Raw genomic sequence first — 18,602 nt, 5'->3', positions numbered from 1 at the left:
CGTGTCCTGCCAACCCACACCACCCCAGCCAACAAGCAAAACTCCCAGAGCCGGCTGTTGTCGTTGCCTCTGCAGGTGCAGGGCCGCAGGCCCTGCCGACCCACCCTAATCCTCGACCGGGAAGTCCTCGATCGGCTTCAGCACATCGTAGTGCTCGCGATGCAGCTTGCCCTTCAGCTTCGGCAGCTCCGGCAACGGTGCATCCACGCGCGTGTCCGGCAACCGGTCCAGCAGGTTGCGCACCAGCGTCAGCCGGCCCAGCCGCTGGTCGTTGAAATCCACCAACGTCCACGGTGCCGCCTCGCGATGGGTCGCGCGCAGCATCGCCTCGCGCGCCTCGGTGTAGGCGCTGTACTTGCTGCGGGATTTCAGGTCCACCGGGGAGAGCTTCCAGCCCTTCAGCGGATCGAGATGGCGCTCGGCGAAGCGCTTCTCCTGCTGCTCCTGGTCCACGCACAGCCAGTACTTGAACAGCAGGATGCCGTCGTCCACCAGCAGCTGTTCGAACACCGGCGCCTGGCGCAGGAACTGCTGGTACTCGGTCTCGCTGCAGTAGCCCATCACCCGTTCGACGCCTGCGCGGTTGTACCAGCTGCGGTCCATCAGAACGATCTCGCCGGCGGCGGGCAAGTGCGAGGCGTAGCGCTGGAAGTACCACTGCGTGGCTTCGCGGTCGGTGGGCTTGGGCAGCGCCACCACCCGGCACTGGCGCGGGTTGAGGTGCTGGCTGATGGCCTGGATCGCGCCGCCTTTGCCTGCCGTGTCGCGCCCTTCGAACAGCACCAGCAGGCGCTGTCCGCTGTGCTGCACCCAGCGCGCCATGGCGGTCAGTTCCAGCTGCAGCGGCAGCAGCAGTTCGTCGTAGTCCTTGCGCTTGAGCTTGGCCATCGTCACACCACGCGGGGAGGAAGCCCGAGCGTAGCGCAGGGGCTGCCCAGGCGATGTCGACGCCGGGTAGAGTCGACGGTCAGTCGACTATCGCGCGCAGCGCGGGGTTTTCGGCTTCCTGCCGAGGGCAGTCGACCAGCAGTCGACTCTACCCAGTCGACGTCATCCAATCGACATTACCCAGCCGACATTACCCCGTCGGTTCGGTTGTTCCCAGCCAGCCGTGTTCGCGCGCCAGCTGCTGCACCAACGCCGACAGATCGCGGGCAAACCCGTCCATGTCGAACAGCCCGCTGCGCTCGCGCGCCTGTGCCAGTTCAGCGCGCAACGCCGCCAGTGCTGCAGGGTCGTTGCCCAGCGCGCTGGCGGTGGTGATGAACGCCGCATCGTCGGCGACATTCATCCGTGCCATTCCCAGATGGTGGTTGAGGCTGCCGGCCACGCGCGCGGCGAAGGTGTCACCCGGGCAGGTAAGCACCGGGCAGCCGGCCCACAGCGCATCGGAGGCGGTGGTGTGCGCGTTGTACGGATGCGTGTCGAGGAACAGGTCGGCCAGCGGGTAACGGGCCAGGTACTGCGGATGCGGCAGCTTGGCCATGAACACCAGGCGCGCCGGGTCCAGGCCGGCAGCCTGCGCGGCCGTGCGCAGGCGGGCGTCCGCCTGGCCCGGTCCGGACAGCAGCCACAGTACGCTGCCGGGCACTGCCTGCAGCACTGCGAAGGCACGGCCCATGCTGCGCGGGTTGAGCTTGTAGCTGTTGTTGAAACAGCAGAACACCACGCCCTGCGCGGGCAGTCCGCAGTCCGCACGGGTCGGCGCAGGCTCCAGCACGCGCGTATTGTCTGACGGCTGGAAGGCTCGTGGCAGGCGCAGCACGCGTTCGCTGTAGCACGGCTCCAGTGCCGGCGGCAGGGCGAAGGCATCGCCGACCACCGCGTCCATCCACGGCGCCCCCGACGTGCCCGGATAGGCCAGCCAGTTCAACTGCAGCGCGGCAGGGCGCATCGCCAACACTTCCGGCGTGCCGCCACCGCCCCAGCCGCGCAGGTCGAACAGCAGGTCGATGCCCTGTGCGCGGATGCGTGCGGCGGTATCGGTGTGTCGCAGGCCAGCCACATCATGCAGCTGCGCCGCTGCCTGCAGCCGCTGGCGGATGCGGCTGCCGTCGTCGCGGTTCAGCGCGAACAGATGCAGTTGCAGTGCGGGGTCGCGACGCAGCTGCTCGAACAGCGCCACGGTCAGCAATCCGGTCGGATGTGCGCCGAACCCATTGGAGAGGAAGCCGACGCGCAGCGGGCCGTGCGGGCGCACCGTTGCCGGCGGCAATGGCCGCACCGAGGCAGTCACGGCCAGCGCACGGGTGTGCGCGCAGGCCAACTGTTCGGCAGCGCTGGCGTCCTCGCTGAGGAAGGCGAACGGCTCGACCACGCCCTGGCTGCTGGCAACGGCGGCGCGCACCTGTGCCGCCAGCGTGTCCAGGTCCTGCCAATCGCACAGGCGACGCTGCCAGGCCAGGCGCTGGGCGGCGATGTACGGCTCGGCCGGCATCAGCCCATGCGCGCGTCGATAGGCCGCCGACGCGCCTTCGGCATCATCGGCATCTTCCAGTGCATGGCCCAGCCACAGCGCAATGCCGGGATGCTGCGGTGCCAATGCCGAGGCCTGGCCGAGCAGCTTGGCCGCATCGCCATGTGCACCGGCCATCCACGCCACGCGGCCCAGCCGTGCCAGCGCTTCGGGGTGATTCGGGCGCAGCTGCAGCGCACGTCGCGCGGCCTGTTCGCCGGCAGCGATGTCGCCGGCTTCCAGTTCCACGTCGGCCAGCATCACCCAGGCGACGAAGTCGTCGGGCTGGCGGGCGATCGCTTGCTGCAGTTGCTGTCGCTGCTGCCAGGCCGACATCGTGCTCAGCCTGCCGACAGCTGGGCCAGGGCGTCGACCTGGTGTTCGTGGCTGAGCCGCTGCAGCAGCGGATCGAGGTCGCCGGCCAGGATGTTGGGCAGGTCGTACAGGGTCAGGCCCTCCACGCGGTGATCGGTGATGCGCCCCTGCGGGAAGTTGTAGGTGCGGATGCGCTGGCTGCGATCACCACTGCCGACCTGCAGGCGCCTCGACTCGGCCTGCGCCGCGTCCTGGCGTTGGCGCTCGGCGTCGAGCAGCTGCGCTTTCAGGCGCTTCATCGCCTTGTCGCGGTTGGCGTGCTGGCTGCGTTCGGTCTGGCATTCCACCACCACGCCGGTCGGTACGTGGGTGATGCGGATCGCCGACTCGGTCTTGTTGACGTGCTGGCCACCGGCGCCGGAGGAGCGGAACGTATCCACCTTCAGGTCGGCCGGGTTGATGACGATGTCATCGACTTCGTCGGCCTCCGGGATGATCGCCACGGTGGCCGCCGAGGTATGGATGCGGCCCTGCGATTCGGTGGCCGGCACGCGCTGCACACGGTGCGTGCCCGATTCGAACTTCAGGCGCGAGAACGCACCACGGCCGACCACCCGTGCCACCACTTCCTTGTAGCCACCGTGCTCGCCGGGATTGTCCGATTCGATCTCGACCTTCCAGCCCTGGCGCTCGGCATAGCGGGCGTACATGCGGAACAGGTCGCCGGCGAAGATCGCCGCTTCATCGCCGCCGGTACCCGCGCGCACTTCCAGGAACAGGTTGCCTTCGTCGCGCGGGTCGCGCGGTACCAGCAGCAGCGCCAGTTCCTGCTCCAGTTCCAGCAGGCGCGCCTGCGCGGCGGCGATTTCCTCGTCGGCCAGCTCGCGCAGGTCGGGGTCGGCGCGCATGCCTTCGGCGGCGGCCAGATCGGCCTTGGCACGTGCTTCATCGGCCAGTGCAGTGGCAACCGGTTCAAGTTGGGCGAATTCGCGCGAAAGGTCGCGGAAACGGGTGTTGTCGGCGACCACGTCGGGTTCGGCGAGCAGGCGTTCCAGTTCTTCGCGGCGCTCGGCCAGCGCTTCCAGCTTACGGCGCAGGGTCGGCGTCATCGGGTCTCACGGGTGGGTGGCGGTAACCCGGCGTAGCCGGGAACAGGCGCTCGGCGGCGCGGGTCAGGTCGGCATCGCCGCTCAGTGCGGCAGCGCGCAGGGCAGCGGTAGGAGGATGCAGCAATCGATTGGTCAGGCCGTGCGCCAGCAGTTCCAGCACTTCGTCGGCCGGCTTGCCGTTGGCCAGCTGCTGGCGCGCGCGTTCCAGCAGTTCAGTGCGGGTGGCCTCGCCGAACGCACGCAGCTGTCGTAGCGGCGCCTGGTGGGCGCTGGCCTGCTGGGTCTCGATAAAACGCGATACCTGAAGGTCGATGATCGCCTCGGCCTCGGCGGCCGCCTCGCGGCGTCCGCGGCGGTTGTCTTCCACCGCGCGCTCCAGGTCGTCGACGGTGTAGAGGAAGGCGTCGTTGAGCGTGCCGACCTCCGCCTCGATGTCACGCGGCACGGCCAGGTCGAACAGCAGCATCGGCTTGTGCCGGCGCGCGCGCAGGGCCTTGGCCACCATCTCGCGGTGGATCACCGGTTCGCGCGCAGCGGTGGCCGAGAACACCACGTCCGCCTCGCCCAGGTGGCGGTCCAGTTCGGTCAGTGGCAAGGCTACGCCACCATGGCGGCTGGCAAGTTCCTGCGCGTGGGCGAGGGTGCGGTTGGCGATCAGCAGCCGGCGTACCTTGCCTTCGCTCAGGTGCCGTGCAGCCAGTTCGATGGTCTCGCCGGCACCGACCAGCAGCACGGTGGAATCGTCCAGCCGCGCGAACGCGTTCTGCGCCAGGCGCACCGCCGCCGACGCCACCGATACCGGGTTGGCGCCGACCTGGGTATCGGTGCGCGCACGCTTGGCCACCGAGAAGGTCTGCTGGAACAGGCGGTCCAGGCGCTGGCCGAGCAGGCCGTGGTCACGCGCGGTCGACCATGCGTCCTTCACCTGGCCGAGGATCTGCGGTTCGCCCAGCACCATCGAGTCCAGGCCGGTGGCGACCCGGAACAGGTGGCGTACGGCTTCTGCATCGGCATGCTGGTACAGGTAGCCCTGCAGGTCGCCGGCCTGGGCCTGCAGCCACTGGTCCAGTGCCTGTGCCGAATCGGCCACGGCATACAGCTCGGTGCGGTTGCAGGTGGACAGCAGCACCGCCTCGGCGATCTGCGGAGTATCGCGCAGCGAACCGAGCGCGCGCGGCAACGCCTCACCGGCGAAGGCCGCGCGCTCGCGCAGCTCCACCGGTGCGGTCTGGTGATTCAGTCCGAGCACCCACAGGGTCATTGTTCAGTTGCTTGCGATAAGCTGCTGGCCATTGGACGACATTTTAAGGCCCCGATGCCGACGATGCCCGCATTGATTCGCATCCCCAGTGTTCTGCTGCTGTCCCTGGCCTGCAGCCAGGCCCTGGCGGCGGTGCCGGCCAAGGCCTCCGTACGGGCCCCGGCCACTGAGGAACTGGCGCTGGAACCGGTGATGGCCGGTGAGTTCGCGCTGCAGGCTGGCAAGCTGGCCGAGGCGGCCCGCTGGTACCTGCAGGCCGCCCAGCAGACCGACGGCGACGCCGGCCTGGCCGAGCGCGCGACCCGGATTTCCATGCTCGCCAACGATGACGCCAGCGCCGCCAAGGGCCTGGCCCTTTGGCAGCAGCGCGCGCCCAGCTCGTTGACCATGCGCAGTGCCGCTGCCGCGCTGGCCATGCGCCAGGGCGATGTGAAGGCAGCGCGTGGCGATCTGCAGGCCTTGCTGGCCGACCCGGATGAACGTGGCTGGAAGTTCGCCCTGGCCGCCCTGATCGGCGGCGGCCGCGACCCGGCAGTGCCGGCGCAGGTGCTGGGCGAGCTGGTCGACGCCAACGCCATTCCGCCGAAGATCGAGGCGTGGCAGGAGTTCGGACGCCTTGCCCTGCGCATGGACAAGCCCGAGCTGGCGCGGCGCATGATCGATGAAGTGGTCAAGCGCTTCCCCGAAGAACCGCGTGTGGCGCTGCTGCGCGCCAGCCAGCTGCAGCAGGCCGGGGAGACCGGCAAGGCGCTGTCGCTGCTGCACGATGTGGAGCCGAAGACCCGACAGGACCCGGAACTGCGCAATGCAGTGGCCATCGCCTACGACAGCCTCGGCCAGCCGTCCGCCGCCGAGCGCGTGCTGGCGTTCGGCCCGCAGGACGTGCAGACCTGGGGCATGCGCGCCTCGCTGCTGGCCAAGCAGGGCGACAAGGCGGCGCTGTCCAACCTATACAACGAACTGTCGCGGCAGGCGGCCAAGCCGGACCCGGCGCAGCGCCTGCTGCTGGGCAAGATCGCCGAATACCTGAAGCGTTATCCCGAGGCGGTGCAGTGGTACCACAGCGTGCCCGGTGGCGATGAACTGAGCGAGGCGCGCCTGCGCGCGGCCAACGCCCAGGCCCTGGCCGGGCGCCTGCCGCAGGCATTGGATGAAGTGCACGCGATCCAGTCCGATGCGGTGGTCGACGACGATGTGCGCCGCGATGCCTACCTGCTGGAGGCCGAACTGCGCCAGCGTGCTGACGACAGTGCCGGGGAGCTGGATGCGCTGGCCCGTGGCCTGGCCGCCTACCCGGATGACAACGGCCTGCTGTACGCCCGTGCGCTCACCTGGGAACGCCGCGACGAGATCCCGCGCGCCGAGGCCGACCTGCGCAAGATCCTGGTGACCGACCCGGAGAACGTGCCGGCATTGAACGCGCTGGGTTACACCCTGGCTGATCGCACCGGTCGCCTGCAGGAAGCGCTGGAGCTGATCGACCGCGCCCGCGTGGCCGAACCGGACAACGCTGCCATCGTCGACAGCTATGGCTGGGTGCTGTACCGCCTGGGCCGCAAGGAAGAAGCACTGGTGCAGCTGCGCCGTGCCTGGACCCTGGCCAAGGACCCCGAGATCGCCGCCCATGTCGGCGAAGTGTTGTGGGTGCTGGGCAAGCATGACGAGGCCCGCCATTTCTTCGACGAAGCGGCCAAGCTCGACCCTGAAAACCGCGCGCTGCTGCGCGCCCGCGAGAAATTCAATCCATGAGTGTTTCCCTGATCCGGCCGCTGCTGTTGGCAACCGCGGCCCTGGCGCTGACCGCCTGTACCAGCGTGGGCACGCAGAAGACCCCGGCGCCGGCGGTGGTCGAGGTTGTTTCGGCCGAAGCGGCGCAGGCCGAGGCGGCGCGCGTGGCCGCGCTGCAGGCACAGCCGGACTGGGCTTTCCAGGGCCGGGTCGCAGTCAGCAAGGGCAAGGATGGCGGCAGCGGACGCATCGACTGGAAGCAGGAAGGACGCCGCTATGTGGTCGAGCTGAGCGCGCCGGTGACCCGGCAGAGCTGGAAGCTGACCGGCGATACCCATTCCGAAGCCGGTCGCCTGGAGGGACTGGCCGGTGGGCCGCGTGCCGGCGAGGACGCCCAGCAACTGCTGCTGGAGGCGACCGGCTGGGACATCCCGGTCAACCAGCTGCCGGCGTGGATCCGTGGCCTGGTGGCCGGTGATGCTGCCGGTCCGGAGAAGGTCGAGCGTGATGGTGAAGGCCGGCCGCGTCGCATGCAGCAGATGGGCTGGCAGGTGCAGTACCTGGACTGGTACCCGGCCGAGGCCGGGCGCCCGGCGCTGCCGCGCCGGATCGAGGCCAGCAATGGCGACGCCAAGGTGCGCCTGCTGGTCGACCAATGGGGGCAGGGCACCCCATGAGTGCCGGGCGCGATGACACGGGCTGGTCCTGGTGGCCGGCCCCGGCCAAGCTGAACCTGTTCCTGCACATCACCGGCCGCCGTGCCGATGGTTACCACGAGCTGCAGACCGTGTTCCGCCTGCTGGACTGGGGCGACCGCATCGGTCTGCGCCTGCGCGAAGACGGCCAGGTGCGCCGGCAGGGCGAGGGGCTGGCTGGCGTGGCCGAGGCGGATGACCTGGCGGTCCGCGCCGCGCGGCTTCTGAAAGATGCGGCCAATATCGTGCAAGGCGCGGACATCATCGTCGAAAAACACGTTCCTGCAGGTGGTGGCTTTGGCGGCGGTTCGTCCGACGCGGCCACCGTACTGGTGGTGCTGAACCGGCTCTGGCGTGCCGGTCTGGACGAGGACGCGCTTGCTGCGCTGGGCCTGCGCCTGGGCGCTGACGTGCCGGTGTTCGTGCGCGGGCGCAATGCCTGGGCCGAAGGGGTGGGTGAGCGCCTGCAGCCGATCGTGCTGGAGCCGGCCTGGTATGTGGTGGTTGAACCGGGTGTTCATGTTCCCACCCCGGCTCTGTTCGCAGACCCGGATTTGACGCGCGGCAGCCCAGTGGCGAAAATAGAGGACTTCGCTTCCGGGACCTTGGTCGGGAACGCGTTCGAACCGGTGCTGCGCCGCCGTGAGCCTGCCGTCGAGGCAGCGTTCGCCGCGTTGAGCGATATCGGCACGGCGCGGCTGACCGGTTCGGGAAGTGGTTGTTTCGTCGAGTTCGCATCGCAGTCTGCCGCAGAGCAGGGACGGTCGAAGTTGCCGAAGGAGTTGCGGGCAAGGGTGGCAGCGGGCGTTGCGCGTTCGCCACTGCTGGATGCACTCGAGCAACACTGATTTATCAATGCAGGGGCGTCGCCAAGAGGCCCAAGGCACCAGGTTTTGATCCTGGCATTCGTAGGTTCGAATCCTACCGCCCCTGCCAATAGCGGCTGTGTCCGCGCCTTCCAGCGCATCGCCCGCGCGGGACGTGGAAACAACCGCGGTGTTGTCAGCAGCAAGGGTCCATCGGGGTCCTTGCCGACTCCGGATCCCCGCCACTCGTCCCCGCCCGAGACAATCATGATGCAAGAGTCCCCGAACCTGCTGGTCTTTTCCGGCAACGCCAACAAACGTCTGGCGCAGAACATCTGCAAGGAACTGGGGGTTCGCCCGGGCAAGGCGCTGGTCTCGCACTTCTCCGATGGTGAAGTGCAGGTGGAGATCGAAGAGAACGTCCGCAAGCAGGACGTGTTCGTGATCCAGCCGACCTGCGCGCCGAGCGCGGAAAACCTGATGGAACTGCTGGTGCTGATCGACGCGCTCAAGCGCGCATCGGTGGCCAGCGTGACCGCCGTGGTGCCGTACTTCGGCTACTCGCGCCAGGATCGCCGCATGCGTTCCTCGCGCGTGCCGATCACCGCCAAGCTGGCGGCGAAGATGTTCAGCACCGCTGGCGCTGATCGCGTGCTGACCGTTGACCTGCACGCCGACCAGATCCAGGGCTTCTTCGATATTCCGGTGGACAACGTGTACGCGTCCCCGCTGCTGCTGGCCGACATCTGGCGCGCCTACGGCACCGAGAACCTGATTGTTGTCTCGCCGGACGTGGGCGGCGTGGTCCGCGCCCGTGCGGTGGCCAAGCGCCTGGATGATGCCGACCTGGCGATCATCGACAAGCGCCGCCCGCGCGCCAACGTCTCCACCGTGATGAACATCATCGGTGACGTCGAAGGCAAGACCTGCGTGATGGTCGATGACATCGTCGATACCGCCGGCACCCTGTGCGCCGCTGCCGCTGCCCTGAAGGCGCGCGGTGCGCTCAAGGTTGCCGCCTACTGCACCCACGCGGTGCTGTCGGGCCCGGCGGTGGACAACATCACCAATTCCCAGCTCGACGAGCTGGTGGTGACCGACACCATCCCGCTGAAGGACGCGGCGCGGGTGTGCAGCAAGATCCGCCAGCTGAGCGTGGCGGAAATGCTGGCCGAAACGATGCGTCGCATCGCCTTCGGCGAGTCGGTCAGCTCGCTGTACGTCGACTGAGTTTTTCGCCCCTGCCGGCAACGGCGGGGGCATACCCGGATGCTTCTGGTCGCGGAAGCATCTTCAACCGCCACGCCGCAGGGCGCGGCAACAACCTGAGTAGTCGAAAATGTCGAAGACCCATGAAATCAAGGTCACCAAGCGTGAACTGCAGCGTAAGGGTGCGAGCCGCCGCCTGCGTCACGCCGGTGTGATCCCGGCCATCGTGTACGGCGGCAACGCCGAGCCGGTCGCCATCAGCCTGGACCACAACGAAATCTGGCTGGCCCAGCAGAACGAGTGGTTCTATGCCTCGATCCTGGACCTGAACCTGGATGGCCAGGTGCAGAAGGTCCTGCTGCGTGACATGCAGCGCCACCCGTACAAGCAGCTGATCATGCACCTGGACTTCCAGCGCGTGAACGAGAACGAAGCCCTGACCGCTTCGGTCCCGCTGCACTTCGTCAACGAAGACACCTCGCCGGCCGGCAAGGCTGCCGACGTCGTGGTCACCCACGAACTGAAGGAAGTGACCATCACCTGCCTGCCGAAGGACCTGCCGGAGTCGATCGAAGTCGACCTGGGCGAGCTGAAGGCCGGTGACGTGGTGTACCTGTCCGACATCAAGCTGCCGAAGGGCGTGGAAATCCCGGCTCTGGCGCTGGGCAAGGACCACGACGACGCCATCGTCACCGCCAAGGCCGGCAAGGCCGACGAGGCTGACGAAGAAGCGGCTGCCGCCGAGTAATACCGTTACGGTGCCTGCCTCCGGGCAGGCACCGTACTGGAAGGAACCATGGCAGGACTGCGACTGATCGTCGGTCTGGGCAATCCCGGATCGGAACACGCCCGGACCCGGCACAATGCCGGGTTTCATTTCGTTGAGGCCCTGGCGGAGAAAGCCGGTGCGCGATGGAATGTGGACAGCAAGCTGTTCGGTGAGACCGCCAAGGTCGAGATCGCCGGGCAGACGGTGTGGCTGCTCAAGCCCGCCACCTTCATGAACCTCAGCGGCAAGTCGGTCACCGCCGCACAGCGGTTCTGGAAGATCGAACCGGAAGAGACCCTGCTGGCCCATGACGAACTGGACCTGGCGCCCGGCGTGGCGCGGCTGAAGTTCGACGGTGGCCACGGCGGCCAGAACGGCCTGCGCGACACCATCCGCCTGCTCGGCCACGGCAAGTTCCATCGCCTGCGCGTGGGCATCGGCCATCCCGGCCACAAGGACCGCGTAGTGGGTTGGGTGCTGGGGCGCCCGTCCAAGGAGGACGACGTGCTGATCGCACGCGCCATCGACGATGCGATCGACGTGATGCCGCTGGCGGTACAGGGCGATTTCAGCGAAGCGATGAAGCGGCTGCACACCCCGAAATAAGCGGTAGGTACCGACCGTTGGTCGGTACGGAGAATGATTGGAAAAGCAGCGCCCAGGCCGCTGTTTCCCCAATCACTTTCACCCCAGAGAGCTGTCACCCATGGGTATCAAATGCGGCATCGTCGGCCTGCCCAACGTCGGCAAGTCGACCCTGTTCAATGCGCTGACCAAGGCGGGTATCGCCGCGGCGAACTTCCCGTTCTGCACCATCGAGCCGAACGTCGGCATCGTGCCGGTGCCGGACCCGCGCCTGAACGAGCTGGCGGGCATCATCAACCCGCAGAAGGTCATCCCGACCGCGGTTGAGTTCGTCGACATCGCCGGCCTGGTGGCCGGTGCCGCCAGCGGTGAAGGCCTGGGCAACAAGTTCCTGGCGCACATCCGCGAAGTCGACGCGATCACCCACGTGGTGCGCTGCTTCGAGCACGGCGACATCGTGCACGTGGCCGGCAAGGTCGATCCGATCTCGGACATCGAAACCATCGACACCGAGCTGGCGCTGGCTGACCTGGACAGTGTCGAGAAGGCGCTGAACCGTGCCGAGCGTGCGGCCAAGGGCGGCGACAAGGACGCAGCGGCGCGCAAGCCGGTGCTGGCCAAGCTGCAGGCTGCGCTGTCGGACGGCAAGGCCGGTCGCTCGGTCGGTCTGGACGAGGAAGAGAAGGCGCTGGTGCGCGACCTGTTCCTGCTGACCCTGAAGCCGGTGATGTACATTGCCAACGTGCTGGAAGACGGTTTCGAGAACAACCCGCACCTGGAAGCTGTGCGCGCGCACGCCGCCGCCGAGGGCGCGCAGGTGGTGCCGGTGTCGGCCGCGATCGAGGAAGAGCTGTCCCAGCTCGATGACGAAGACCGCGATACCTTCCTGGCCGACCTGGGCCTGAGCGAGCCGGGCCTGAACCGCGTGATCAACGCGGCCTACAGCCTGCTCGGCCTGCAGACCTACTTCACCGCTGGCGTGAAGGAAGTCCGCGCGTGGACCGTACGCAAGGGCGCCACCGCCCCGCAGGCTGCCGCCGTCATCCACACCGACTTCGAGAAGGGCTTCATCCGCGCCGAAACCATCGCGTATGACGACTTCATCAAGTACAAGGGCGAAGCCGGCGCCAAGGAAGCCGGTCGCCTGCGCCTGGAAGGCAAGGAATACCGCGTGCAGGAAGGCGACATCCTGCACTTCCGCTTCAACGTCTGATCCAGCGGCATCGGATCGACCCCGGACGCCCCGCCCTGTGCGGGGCGTTCGCATTTCCGGCATCGGTTGCACGCGTGGACAAAAATTGATCATGCCCTGAAGCGCCTGCGGCACACGGCTCGCAAGTACTTGTCCACACCAAACCCCCACCACTTTCCACGCGCGGTGTGGAAAACCCTCCGTATCGCTGCAGAGCCGAGCCCATGCTCGGCTGATGCCAGCAGGAGCCGAGCGTGGGCTCGGCTCTGCAGGGATTGCCCGCGCAGTGTGGATAAATTTTCGCCATGCTTCGAAACGCTTGCGTGGCAACACTCCCACCTACTTGTCCACACCTAGTTCCCATCGCTTTCCACGGCGCATGTGGAAAACCCGGATTCTGTCTGGACAAAAAATTGCCACCCTTCGAAACCATTGCAATGCGTGGCTCGCAGGGACTTGTCCACACCAAACCCCCATCGCTTTCCACGTGCGGTGTGGAAAACCCAAGGCGGGTGCGCGGCAACGAATGCCCACCAAGGTGGGCATCTACCGGGTGCAGTGTGCATGAACAACAAGGCCCGCCAGTGGCGGGCCTTGTTGTCCACGATCTGCAATACGGTGTGCCTTACAGCGCGCTGCCACCGAACTTGTGGGTGTACTGCAGGTTGATGGTGCGGCCGACGCTGTCGAACCAGGACACGTCGTAGTACGGATACGCGGTGTAGGTGGCATCCTTCGGCGGCATCTTGTTGAACACGTTGACCACCGACAGCGACAGGCGCGAATGGTCGTCGAAGCGATACTGCACCGAGGCGTTGTAGCGGTAGGTCGCCTTCACGTAGGGGCTGTCACCGCTTTCCCAGTCGAACGACTGGTCGTAGTTGTCCGAGGTCGGCAGCTTGCCCAGGCGCGAACCGTAGACCGTGGCCGACCACGCGTCCTTCTCCCAGGTCACGCTCAGGCTGGTCTTGGTGCGCGGGATGTCGAATCCGCTGTTGACCGCGAACTGGTCCAGGGTCGGATCGCCGGGGTAGCGCTGGAAATCGTGCTTCTTCACCCAGGTGTGGGTGCCATTGAGGATGAAGTCGCCGATACCGGTCTGCAGGCGGTAGCGCAGGCCGACGTCGATGCCGGAGGTCGACTCGCGGGCGACGTTGATCGGCGCCACGCGCACGCCGTACAGGCGGCCGTCGCTGGTACGGGTGATGCGGTCGAGCGCGTCCACGCAGGTCGGCGAATTGATGTCGGCACTGCCGAGCCGGCAGTTCGCTTCGTTGGCCAGGAGGGTGCGCACATCCATGTCCTGCACCTGCTTGCGCATGTCGATGTCGAACCAGTCCACCGACAGGTCCAGGCCGATCGCCGGCGACCAGACGAAGCCTGCGCTCCAAGAGGTGCTGGTTTCCGGGTCGAGCTGGCGGTTGCCGGTGCGGCTGCGGATCAGGTTGCGCTCGTAGTCGGAACAGTCGCTGGCGCCATCGGCGCGGCAGCTGTACAGGTCTTCGGCGGTGGTCTCGTCGTTGCCCGGTCCGGCGAACACGTAGTGCAGGTCCGGCGCGCGGAACGCGGTGCCATACGAACCGCGTACCAGCAGCGTGTCGATCGGGCGCCATTCCAGACCGCCGCTCCAGGTCGCCTTGCCGATGGTGTGGCCGGAATAGCGGTACTGGTCGTAGCGGCCGGCCACGCTCAGGTTGACCGTCTCGTGCAGCGGCATGCGCAGCTCGGCGGCGGTCGCCCAGCGGTTGCGCGAGCCCTGGCCGTCCGAATCCTTCCAGCTGTAGTAGTAGTACTGGGTGGCCAGCGGATCGGGATTCAGCGCATAGGCCTGCTGGCCCACTTCCACGGTCGCGGCGAACCCGGCATCACCGCCCGGCAGGCCGAACAGCGCGGAATTGGTCAGCGTGAATGCAGCCGTCTCCGTGCGCGACTTCGGCGAATAGGTAGTGCGTGCGGCAATCGAATCGTACTCGGCGCGGGTCAGCGGCCGGTACAGCCGCGACGGGTCCGCGTTGTAGATCGGGAAACCGTCGTCGTCCACGCCCAGCTGCGGGCCCAGGAACAGGTCATTCGCCTTGGAGGCGATGATCTGCGCCCAGCTGATCCGCGACTGGTACTGCGAATGGCTCAGCGCCGCTTCGTAGTCCCAGTTGCCGGCCAGATTGCCCTTGAAGCCGGTGGTCACGCTGAAGGTCTTCTGCGTGCTGCGCACCATCGCATTGCGCAGGCCCCCCATTTCCTCGGGTGAGAACTGGCGCTGCCAGAACTCGATCTCGCCGGTGGCCTGGTTGTTGAAGTAGCCCGACTCATCGCCATTGGCGTCCATGCGGCCCCACTTGGTGACGTCGCGCATCAGCGACATCGTGTGGTAGCCCAGCTGCACATCGGCGAACCATTGCTGGCCGTTGTCGAAGTCGTAGCTCAGCGAGGCGTAGCCATTGGCGCCGCGGCGCTTGCTGAGGATGGTGCCGTAGCCGATCGAGCTGTCGCTGCCGCAGTAGTAACCGTAGCGCGGGCGGTAGGCGCGGTAGGTGCTGCCCTGGTTCTGCCCGGCCAGCGCTTCGCAGGTGGCCGCGCCCGGATCCAGGTAGTCGTCGTTGTAGTCCGTACGCAGGTAAGCGCGGCGGGCGATGCGCGAGCCCTCGGTGGGGCCGTCCTGGGTCGAATCCTGGATGTCGCGCTCATAGGCCCACAGCGGGGTCTGCGACTGCAGCTCGACGCTGTACACGGCGTTGAAGTTGCCGCGGCTGAAGCCGCTGGCCAGGCTCATGTCGAACGACTCGCCACCGCCTTCGCTGGTGGTGCCCATGCGCATGTCGATCGTGGTGCCGTCGGCCTTCTTCTTCAGGATGAAGTTGACCACGCCGGCGATCGCGTCCGAGCCGTAGATGGCCGAGGCGCTGCCGGTCAGCACTTCGATGCGCTCGATCATCCCCAGCGGGATGTTGGAGACATCGGTGAAGTTGCTGCGGCCCTTGAACGGCATCGGGAAGTCGGCGATGCGGCGGCCATTGACCAGCACCAGCGTGTGGTTCGGGCCCAGGCCGCGCAGGTCCACCTGCTGGGCGCCCGGCGAGAAGTCGGCGCCGCTGGAAGACTGCTGGCTCTGGGTCTCACCGCCGTTCTGGGTCATTGCACGCAGCACGTCCGGCACGCTGGTGAAGCCGCTGGAGCGGATCTGTTCGGCGTTGATCACCGTGATCGGGGCGGGGCCTTCCACCTGGGCGCGCGGAATGCGCGAACCGGTGACCTGCACCGCATCCAGTTGTTGAACCGGGGAGGAAGCCGGTGCCTGGGCCGCCGCGGAAGCAGCCACGCCCATCAACGCCAGCTGGATCGACCACGCCATCGCCTTTCTACGCATGAGGAATTCTCGGAAATGAAGCCGGCCCGCAGAGGAGGGGCCCTGTCCCCCATTCAGATTTCCGGAACGGGCGCGCGCATTTAACGCCTTTTTCATGTCCTTGACTACTGGGTCCCTATCTGGCAAAGAGTGGAAACGCTTGCAAGTCGATTTTGTTCAGGGAGATCAAGATGCGACGCCTCCATCGGACCCTGCGTGCCCCCTTCGCCTGGCTGGCGCTGCTGGTCTTGGCCGTGCCGTTGGTCGCCCTTGCGCAGGACCTGCAGGGCCCGGGCTTCGCCTACTACGAAGCCGGCGATCTCGACGCGCCCCGGCCCGGTCCGCGCGCACCGGCCATGATGCTGATGGGCGGTGGCGAATGGGTGCCGGAGGCCTTCCACTGGTGGCTGAAGCAGGCTGGCAATGGCCGTGTGCTGATCCTGCGCGCTTCTGGCAGTGATGAGCTGCAGGACCGCCTGTACCGCGAGATCGGCGGTACCACCGCAGTGCAGACGCTGGTGTTCGACAGCCGCCGCGGCGCCGACGATCCGGCCGTGCTGCGCGTGGTTGCCGCAGCTGATGCCATCTTCATTGCCGGTGGTGACCAGTCGCGCTACATCCGCTTCTGGAAGGGCACTGCGCTCAACCGCGCGCTGAACGCCCACGTGCGCGCTGGCAAGCCGATTGCCGGTACCAGTGCGGGGCTCGCCATCCTCGGTGGCTATGCCTACGGCGCGATGGACGGCGGCAGCATCACCTCTGCCGGCGCCCTGGCGGACCCGATGGGCAGCGCGGTGACCATGGACAGCGGCTTCCTGCAGATGCCCTACCTGCAGCGCGTGGTCACCGACACCCACTTCGACAAGCGCGACCGGCTCGGTCGCCTGATCGTGTTCGTGGCGCGTGCCGCACAGGACAGTGGCGACCCCGACATCGTCGGCATCGGCGTCGACGAGGACACCGCCCTGTGCGTGGAGCCTGATGGCCAGGCGCAGGTCTACAGTGCTGACGGCGAGGGCAAGGTCTGGGTGGTCAACCCTGGCCGCGATGCCGACCGCCTGGTCGAGGGCGAGCCGCTGCGCTTCCGCGCGGTGCCGGTAACGGTGGTCGCCAGCGGCAGCCGCATGCGCCTGGATGACGTCCAGGCCGAGGCCGACTATCAGGCCGTGGCCGACGTCAGCGACGGTGAGCTTGAGTTCACGCTTCGGTAGTGCCGGCCGCTCGCCGGCAACCCACCTTCCCTGATACGCCCCCCGCCGGCCAGCGGCCGGCACTACCCTGCAATCCATTCCCCGCTACTGCTGGAGACGTATCCGATGAAACTGCGCCTGGCGCTGTCTGCGCTGCTGTCCCTGCCCATGCTTGCCCAGGCCGCACCGGCCGCTTCACCGCTGCTGGTCATCCACGGCGGCGCCGGCGTCGAGCGCAAGGACCTGTCGCCGGCCGAGGAAAAGGCCGCACGTGACGCGCTGCGGGCGGCACTGCTGAAGGGCCATGCGGAACTGGCGGCGGGGCGCCCCGCGCTGGCCGCAGTCACCGCCGCGATCACCGTGCTGGAGGACGATCCCACCTTCAACGCCGGCAAGGGCGCGGTGTTCACCCACGACGGCCACAACGAGCTGGATGCGGCGGTCATGGATGGCGCGAACCAGGCGGCGGGCGCGGTGGCGGGCGTGCAGCGGGTGCGCAACCCGATCCTGCTGGCGCAGACCGTGATGCAGAAATCCCGCCACGTGATGATGGTCGGGCAGGGCGCCGAAGCCTTCGCGGCCGAGCAGGGCATTCCTCTGGTCGATCCCTCCTACTTCCGTACAGAGAAGCGCTGGCAGCAGCTGCAGCGCGCGCTGAAGGAAGAGGCCAGCGGCCAGGCGCATGCTGACCTGGAGACTGCAAAGCACTTCGGTACCGTTGGTGCGGTCGCATTGGACGCGCAGGGGCATCTGGCCGCCGGCACCTCCACCGGGGGCATGACCAACAAGCGTTACGGCCGGGTCGGTGACTCGCCGATCATCGGTGCCGGCACCTGGGCCGACGCACGCTGCGCGGTGTCCGGCACCGGGTGGGGCGAGTACTACATCCGCACTGCGGCCGCGCACGAGATCTGCGCGCGCATGCGCTACCAGGGGCAGAGCCCGGAGCAGGCCGGCAAGGGCGTGATCAACGAGACGATTCCGCAGATGGGCGGCGACGGCGGTGCGATCGTGCTCGGCGCAGACGGAAAAATGGCCACGCCGTTCAACACCCAGGGCATGTATCGGGGCTGGATCGGCGGCGACGGCGTCCCTCATGTCGCAATTTTCGCCAACGAGACCCTGCCGGTTCCCGGGCAATAACCTTGCGTATCAATGGGTTTGCGACAGCGTGTGAAAAAAATGGAAAAAAGCGTTGACAGCCCCCCGTCCCATCAGCAGAATAAGCGGCTCACCACCACACACCGCAACGCTTCGGCGGCAACGGAATGGGGTGGTAAGGAGGGATACCCAAGCGGCCAACGGGGGCAGACTGTAAATCTGCTGGCTTACGCCTTCGGTGGTTCGAATCCACCTCCCTCCACCAGTTTCACGTTGTGACATTCCCGGCGCGGGAGTAGTTCAATGGTAGAACCTCAGCCTTCCAAGCTGATGGTGCGGGTTCGATTCCCGTCTCCCGCTCCATTGAATGAACTTTGAATATTATCGAGTTCATGTCATAATGCAAAACTCGGCTCACGTAGCTCAGTCGGTAGAGCACTTCCTTGGTAAGGAAGAGGTCGAAGGTTCGATTCCTTTCGTGAGCACCATCTTAAGCATCACCTCTCAGACGAATTCGAGATAAGCAGCCATGGCCAAGGGTAAGTTCGAGCGCACCAAGCCGCACGTCAACGTCGGCACCATCGGTCACGTCGACCACGGCAAGACCACGCTGACCGCCGCACTGACCAAGATCGGTGCCGAGCGCTTCGGTGGCGAGTTCAAGGACTACTCCTCGATCGACGCCGCTCCGGAAGAAAAGGCTCGTGGTATCACGATCTCGACCGCGCACGTCGAATACGAATCCCCGGTCCGTCACTACGCCCACGTCGATTGCCCGGGCCATGCTGACTACGTCAAGAACATGATCACCGGTGCCGCCCAGATGGACGGCGCGATCCTGGTG

15 protein-coding genes and 4 tRNA genes are annotated in these 18,602 nt (G+C 66.9%); 14 read left to right on the top strand and 5 right to left on the bottom strand.

What is annotated here, in order from left to right:
- Positions 1 to 105: 105 nt before the first annotated feature.
- The 4 genes from ppk2 to hemA form a co-directional block, all read right to left on the bottom strand.
- Positions 106 to 888: a polyphosphate kinase 2 gene (gene ppk2 / locus AC5P9L_RS18855; RefSeq protein WP_005408184.1), complete on the bottom strand. Its 783-nt coding sequence runs from the start codon at positions 886 to 888 to the stop codon at positions 106 to 108.
- A gap of 190 nt (positions 889 to 1,078) precedes the next feature.
- The gene (locus tag AC5P9L_RS18850; RefSeq protein ID WP_165710206.1) at positions 1,079 to 2,791 is read right to left on the bottom strand and encodes an O-linked N-acetylglucosamine transferase, SPINDLY family protein; all 1,713 of its coding nucleotides are present in this window, start codon (positions 2,789 to 2,791) and stop codon (positions 1,079 to 1,081) included.
- 5 nt (positions 2,792 to 2,796) lie between these two features.
- A complete protein-coding gene (prfA, locus tag AC5P9L_RS18845) occupies positions 2,797 to 3,879 on the bottom strand; it encodes a peptide chain release factor 1 (protein ID WP_024957328.1) in 1,083 nt (360 codons plus the stop codon).
- The gene (hemA, locus tag AC5P9L_RS18840; RefSeq protein ID WP_005408187.1) at positions 3,857 to 5,140 is read right to left on the bottom strand and encodes a glutamyl-tRNA reductase; all 1,284 of its coding nucleotides are present in this window, start codon (positions 5,138 to 5,140) and stop codon (positions 3,857 to 3,859) included. The genes prfA and hemA overlap by 23 nt, the downstream gene beginning before the upstream one ends.
- A 63-nt stretch (positions 5,141 to 5,203) precedes the next feature.
- Here hemA and AC5P9L_RS18835 point away from each other — a divergent pair, with 63 nt between their 5' ends.
- The 8 genes from AC5P9L_RS18835 (at position 5,204) to ychF (ending at position 12,145) form a co-directional block, all read left to right on the top strand.
- Entirely contained in the window at positions 5,204 to 6,889 is a 1,686-nt protein-coding gene (locus AC5P9L_RS18835) for a tetratricopeptide repeat protein (RefSeq protein WP_197569482.1), read from the top strand.
- Positions 6,886 to 7,545, top strand: coding sequence for a lipoprotein insertase outer membrane protein LolB (gene lolB, locus AC5P9L_RS18830; RefSeq protein WP_227416036.1), 660 nt, complete (start codon positions 6,886 to 6,888; stop codon positions 7,543 to 7,545). The genes AC5P9L_RS18835 and lolB overlap by 4 nt, the downstream gene beginning before the upstream one ends.
- Positions 7,542 to 8,411, top strand: a complete 870-nt coding sequence (gene ispE, locus AC5P9L_RS18825) for a 4-(cytidine 5'-diphospho)-2-C-methyl-D-erythritol kinase (RefSeq protein ID WP_005408190.1) — start codon at positions 7,542 to 7,544, stop codon at positions 8,409 to 8,411. Before lolB ends, ispE begins: the two co-directional genes overlap by 4 nt.
- 11 nt (positions 8,412 to 8,422) lie before the next feature.
- Positions 8,423 to 8,499: transfer RNA gene (locus AC5P9L_RS18820), tRNA-Gln, on the top strand.
- A 140-nt stretch (positions 8,500 to 8,639) separates the two neighbouring features.
- Positions 8,640 to 9,599: a ribose-phosphate diphosphokinase gene (locus AC5P9L_RS18815; RefSeq protein ID WP_005415400.1), complete on the top strand. Its 960-nt coding sequence runs from the start codon at positions 8,640 to 8,642 to the stop codon at positions 9,597 to 9,599.
- A gap of 109 nt (positions 9,600 to 9,708) precedes the next feature.
- Complete coding sequence (locus tag AC5P9L_RS18810) at positions 9,709 to 10,326, top strand: 50S ribosomal protein L25/general stress protein Ctc (protein ID WP_005408191.1); 618 nt, start codon at positions 9,709 to 9,711, stop codon at positions 10,324 to 10,326.
- Between the two features lie 48 nt (positions 10,327 to 10,374).
- Positions 10,375 to 10,953: an aminoacyl-tRNA hydrolase gene (pth, locus tag AC5P9L_RS18805; protein ID WP_005408192.1), complete on the top strand. Its 579-nt coding sequence runs from the start codon at positions 10,375 to 10,377 to the stop codon at positions 10,951 to 10,953.
- A 100-nt stretch (positions 10,954 to 11,053) separates the two neighbouring features.
- A complete protein-coding gene (gene ychF, locus AC5P9L_RS18800) occupies positions 11,054 to 12,145 on the top strand; it encodes a redox-regulated ATPase YchF (RefSeq protein WP_005408193.1) in 1,092 nt (363 codons plus the stop codon).
- A gap of 604 nt (positions 12,146 to 12,749) precedes the next feature.
- Here ychF and AC5P9L_RS18795 read toward each other — a convergent pair.
- The gene (locus AC5P9L_RS18795; RefSeq protein ID WP_065183691.1) at positions 12,750 to 15,488 is read right to left on the bottom strand and encodes a TonB-dependent receptor plug domain-containing protein; all 2,739 of its coding nucleotides are present in this window, start codon (positions 15,486 to 15,488) and stop codon (positions 12,750 to 12,752) included.
- A gap of 170 nt (positions 15,489 to 15,658) precedes the next feature.
- Here AC5P9L_RS18795 and AC5P9L_RS18790 point away from each other — a divergent pair, with 170 nt between their 5' ends.
- The 6 genes from AC5P9L_RS18790 to AC5P9L_RS18765 all read left to right on the top strand — a co-directional run.
- Positions 15,659 to 16,678 (top strand): cyanophycinase, encoded by a 1,020-nt coding sequence (locus tag AC5P9L_RS18790; RefSeq protein WP_012479232.1) that lies wholly within the window; start codon positions 15,659 to 15,661, stop codon positions 16,676 to 16,678.
- Positions 16,679 to 16,783: 105 nt separating this feature from the next.
- A complete protein-coding gene (locus AC5P9L_RS18785; protein ID WP_024957319.1) occupies positions 16,784 to 17,800 on the top strand; it encodes an isoaspartyl peptidase/L-asparaginase family protein in 1,017 nt (338 codons plus the stop codon).
- Positions 17,801 to 17,937: 137 nt separating this feature from the next.
- Positions 17,938 to 18,023, top strand: a tRNA-Tyr gene (locus AC5P9L_RS18780).
- Positions 18,024 to 18,047: 24 nt separating this feature from the next.
- Positions 18,048 to 18,121: transfer RNA gene (locus tag AC5P9L_RS18775), tRNA-Gly, on the top strand.
- Between the two features lie 49 nt (positions 18,122 to 18,170).
- Positions 18,171 to 18,246: transfer RNA gene (locus AC5P9L_RS18770), tRNA-Thr, on the top strand.
- A 41-nt stretch (positions 18,247 to 18,287) separates the two neighbouring features.
- Positions 18,288 to 18,602, top strand: a 315-nt coding sequence (locus tag AC5P9L_RS18765; protein ID WP_258010329.1) for a GTP-binding protein, incomplete at its 3' end; no start/stop codon positions are given.

The organism is Stenotrophomonas sp. YJH_SMC_64 (genome assembly GCF_059371375.1).
The sequence above is the reverse complement of the archived record's forward strand: the minus strand, read 5'-3'. Positions and strand labels throughout refer to the sequence as shown.